The following is a 5,177-nucleotide window of genomic DNA, read 5'->3' on the forward strand; positions in this document are numbered from 1 at the left end:
CTGATGGAAGGAAGACATCACTTCGACTGCCGCTGTGCGGTTGTGATCAAAGACAAGGAAGATGCGATCCGAGTACTCAGACAAGCTGAAGGGAACGAAAAACTGCCGAATTTGTTCAAAAGGACAGTCTCAAGAGACTTTACAGCCCGGGCAGTACTTAGGAAAGCGATTAAGGATATCATAAAGCAAAATTATATGGAAGAAAATCCGAATAAGTATAAAGAAAATCTGTGTGCGTTGGCCGAGTTTTATTGTCTAGGTTATGAAGTATCTACAGATCTTTTTGGCGATGTAAAGTTTAACAAAGTCAATCTTCCTTCATATCCTTTTGCGAAGCAGAGTCACTGGATAGAAAAGGCGGAGGTTTTTCAACCTTACAGCAAGCGTGACACAGGAATTATTCACCCGTTGCTGCATCAAAATGTCTCATCCTTATTAGGACAACGTTACCGTACTGGTTTTACAGGTCATGAGTTTTTTATAAGAGATTTTACTGTTAAAGGGCAGCGCTTATTACCTGATTCAATTTACCTGGAAATGGCGAGAATGGCATTTGCTGATGCAGGCAGGGAGATTGTCGCAGAAACTAATGGGATCTTAATTCAGAATATAGAGTGGATGAACCCTATATCAGATGAATTGCAACAGTTGGAACTGTTTACCGGGTTATATCCAGAAGCCGATGGACCGATTATTTATGAAATCTATAGTAAAAGTGAAAGTAATCCGGTTGTACATTGTCGAGGTACAGGAAAATTTGTACAGCCTGACAGATCTGGTTTAATAGATATAAGAGCAATAAAAGATAAATGTAATTCAAACTATGTAAGCTCGAATAAATGGAATCGAGTTTTACATGTAGCAGGGATCAAAAATGGCGCGGGATTTAATGCACTAAAGAAACTTTATATTGGACAGAAAAGTGTATTAGCTGAATTGGAATTGCCAAGTTGCGTAAATGACAGCAAAGGTTCCTTTATGCTTCATCCAAGTATGCTTGAGGCGGCTTTACAATCGGTAATGGGGCTAACGCTCAAGCAGAATCAAAAGGATGAAATCATTGCAGTTAAAAAACCTTTAAGTATGGCTCTTGGAGAATTAGAAGTCATAAATGCCTGCACCGAAAAAATGTGGGCTTATGTAACCTTAAATGATGAAGGAATACTTGATTCTACACAGGCTTTATTTCAACAAGTGAATATTACTTTATGTAATCATGAAGGAGATATCATTATAAAATTAACAGATTACTCCTATCAATTATCAGAAGAATATCAAATCAACATCTTAGAGAAAGGGAATGGATCCAGCGATAGTCTGCAAGGAAATAATCAATCTATTACCATTAAAGATAGAGTCAATGAAATTACAGAAGAAAACATTACAATGATTCCTGTATGGAAGCGAATTGTATTAGCAAATAAACAAAAAACAGTAAACCATATGCTGATTGCCGGTGATTTCAGTGAAGGAAGAACTGAGTTATTAAGGGAATATCCAAATGCGTCCGTATGGAATACTCAGGATAAAGAGTGGAGCATCGATAAAATTGCTGGAAAACTGAAGAAAAACGGTGAAATTGACCACCTTGTGTGGATAGTGCCTGCCAGCGAAATATATTCAGTAGTTAGTCAAGAGGTCGTTGACTCTCAAGAATATGGAGTAATTTTCTTATTTAAAATGATAAAGGCCCTTCTTCAGCTTGAATATCATAATAAAGAATTTGATTTAACTGTTATTACCTCTAACAGTCAGGCTGTATTGGATGATGACATTGTAAATCCTGTACATGCTGGGATTAATGGGATAGTTGGTTCTGTAGCTAAAGAATTTCCTCAATGGAACATTCGTCTTGTTGATTTAGAAAATCAAGTGCACTGGCCTGTAAATACAATGTTACATATACCTGTAGATAAAGAAGGAAACGCAGTTGCATATAGAAAGAACAGCTGGTACAAAATGCAGCTTGTTAGCTACAGCAGGAAGAACTCCTCGGTACAAAGTGTTTATCGAGAAGGCGGAGTCTATGTTGTTATCGGCGGAGCCGGAGGTATCGGAGAAACCTGGAGTGAGTACATGATTCGTCATTATAAGGCGAATATCATCTGGATTGGTCGAAGAATGAGGAATACCGAAATTGATAAAAAAATTGAAAGACTCAGTGCTTTTGGTCCGGCACCGCGCTACATTTCAGCAGACGCTACTGATGTAGAGTCACTGGAAAGAGCATACAAACAAATTAAAAAAATATATCCACATGTTAACGGCCTTGTTCATTCAGCTATTGGCTTGCTTGACAGAAGTATATCTGAATTGGACGTAGACACTTATAAAAAAATCATAGGAATAAAGATAAATGCCAGCGTATATATGGCAAAAGTTTTTGCGAATGAATCTCTTGATTTTGTTGTCTATTTTTCATCTGTTGCCTCCTTTAATAAACTAGGCGGACAAAGCGGGTATTCTACAGGTTGTACATTTGAGGATGGATTTGTTCAAAGACTATCAAAAGAATGGTCATGTAAAGTTAAAACAATTAATTGGGGATATTGGGGAGACATCGGTATTGGCGAGTCACTTTCTGAAGCGTTTAAGATCAGAATTTCTATGTCTGGAATGAGTCCGATTAATCCTAAAAAAGCTATGGAGGATTTGGACTTTATTATGTCTTTACCTGAATGTCAGCTCCTTTATATGAGAGGCGACAAATCAAAAGAAAATTCAATGGTAGCAAACGGTATGCCGTCTAAGTCACAGGCTATTCCCATTCAGGAACCTAAGAGAAGAGAGAGCACTCAAATTGAAAACTTGTTATTAGAAAAGAGCACCCAGTATATAGCCAAATTAGTGGGACAGTCTCTCAAGATCCCGTACCACCAGTTGGATACAAGAGAAGACCTTGAAAAGTATGGTATTGATTCGATTATGGTCAAGCATTTAACTTATACATTTAATCAAGTTTTCAACAATATATACAGTACTCTGTTCTTTGAATGCAAGAGTATTGATGAATTAGTACATTACTTGATTAGAAACCAAAAGGATACCCTTCTGAATCTCTTTAATTTAAATGAAGATCAAAGTATGAGTGTGGAAGAGGGGGATAAAAATAATAGTATTTCCACCCGTAAAACGGATTCAATGTTTGACGGAAGCAGGACTGACAGGCGGATAAGTAATTTGCTAGATCAAGATAATCAGGTGAACAAACATGGAACATCAAATTCTATGCCAATTGCGATAATAGGAATGAGCGCACGATTACCGCAGGCGAATGATCTTGATGAGTTCTGGGAAAATCTAAGGGCTGGTAAAGACAGCATTACGGAAATTCCAGAGGAACGATGGTCTTTAGATGGCTTTTATGTTAGTGATGTAAAAAAAGCTATCGAACAGGGCAAGAGCTATAGTAAGTGGGGCGGATTTATCGATGGCTTTGCCGACTTTGACCCTCTTTTTTTTAAGATCTCGCCACGTGAAGCGATGACGATGGACCCACAGGAACGCTTGATCTTGCAGGAGTGCTGGAAAACTTTTGAAGATGCAGGCTATACCAAGGAGAGGATTAAGCAGCATCACAATGGTAATGTTGGTGTTTTTATAGGCATCACAAAAACTGGATTTGAGTTATACGGTCCAGATTTATGGAAGCAAGGTGAGAATATTAATCTCAGCACTTCGTTTAGTTCAGTTGCAAACCGTATTTCATATATTTTTGATTTGCACGGTCCGAGCCTGCCTATTGATACAATGTGCTCTTCATCATTATCAGCCATCCATGAAGCCTGTGAAACTATTAAACGGGGCGATTGTGAAATAGCCATTGCTGGAGGAGTGAATGTATATACTCACCCAGCAACTTATATTTTACTCTGTGAAAAGAAAATGTTGTCAAGTGATGGCAAATGTAAGAGCTTTGGCAAGGGGGCAAATGGGTTTGTACCGGGCGAAGGTGCAGGAGCGATCCTTTTAAAACCTCTTGCTAAAGCAATAGAAGACGGCGATAACATTTATGGAGTTATCAAAGGTACAAGTATTAACCATGGAGGAAAAACAAATGGTTATACAGTGCCTAATCCAAACGCGCAGGGCGAACTTATTCGTAATGCATTGGATAAATCAGGAGTTAATGCACGTACAGTTAGCTATATTGAAGCTCATGGTACAGGAACTGAGCTTGGAGATCCCATTGAGATTGCGGGTCTTACACAGGCATTTCAAAGTGATACAAAAGATTTGCAATTCTGTTCTATCGGTTCAGCCAAGTCCAATATTGGGCACCTTGAAAGTGCAGCAGGAATTGCCGGTTTAATGAAAATCGTTCTTCAAATGAAAAATGGCCAGATTGCACCATCCCTACATGCAGAGGAATTAAATTCTCATATTGATTTTGAAGATAGTCCATTTTATGTACAAAAGGAACTGGTTGATTGGAAGAGGCCGGTAATTGAACATAATGGCACAAGTCAAGAATATCCGAGAATTTCTGGCGTTTCTTCATTTGGTGCTGGGGGAGCTAATGCTCACGTTATATTAGAAGAATATATTAAGGGAAAATAAGGGGCTTATTATGGGGGGAATCGACGAAATGTTAAAACAACCTGAAATTATCGTCTTATCCGCCAGGGATAAAATCCGACTCCGCGACCAGGTGCAACGCTTGGCTACGACGATTGATAAACGGAAGTTTACGGATGCTGACCTTACTAATATTAGTTATACGCTCTTAGTTGGTCGTGAACATATGGAATATCGCTTAGCTTTATTAGTAACTTCTATAAAAGAACTTGAAGAAAAACTTTATTCTTATATAGCAGGCGAAGAAGCCACCATTGACTTTTTCCAGGGGGCTGCCCATGGAAATGATGATATTTTATCTGTTTTTGGTAAAGAAGAGGAACTGCAGACTGCAATAGAAAAATTGCTCGAAAATAAAAAGTATGAAAGGATTCTTGATTTTTGGACGAAGGGGATTAGTATAGATTGGAATAAACTGTTTGATCAAATGGCAGTCAGACCTCACTTTATTAGCCTTCCGACCTATCCGTTTGCGAAGGAAAAATACTGGGTGCCTTCAGAAATTAAACAGCCGTCTGCAGTATCAACGAACCAGCTCGGTATTATACACCCGCTGGTTCATGAAAATACATCTGATCTTAGTAGGCAGCGTTTCACTT

Annotated in this window: 2 protein-coding genes; both read left to right on the plus strand. The window is 38.5% G+C overall.

Annotated features, from left to right (window positions below; translation table 11 throughout):
* Positions 1 to 42: 42 nt before the first annotated feature.
* Positions 43 to 4,560, plus strand: coding sequence for an SDR family NAD(P)-dependent oxidoreductase (locus LNN34_RS21730; RefSeq protein ID WP_229044594.1), 4,518 nt, complete (start codon positions 43 to 45; stop codon positions 4,558 to 4,560).
* A gap of 10 nt (positions 4,561 to 4,570) precedes the next feature.
* A partial coding sequence (locus LNN34_RS21735; protein ID WP_229044595.1) for a hypothetical protein occupies positions 4,571 to 5,177 on the plus strand: 607 nt, incomplete at its 3' end.

This window comes from Bacillus sp. AF23 (assembly GCF_020861455.1).
Classification (GTDB): domain Bacteria; phylum Bacillota; class Bacilli; order Bacillales; family Bacillaceae; genus Bacillus; species Bacillus halotolerans.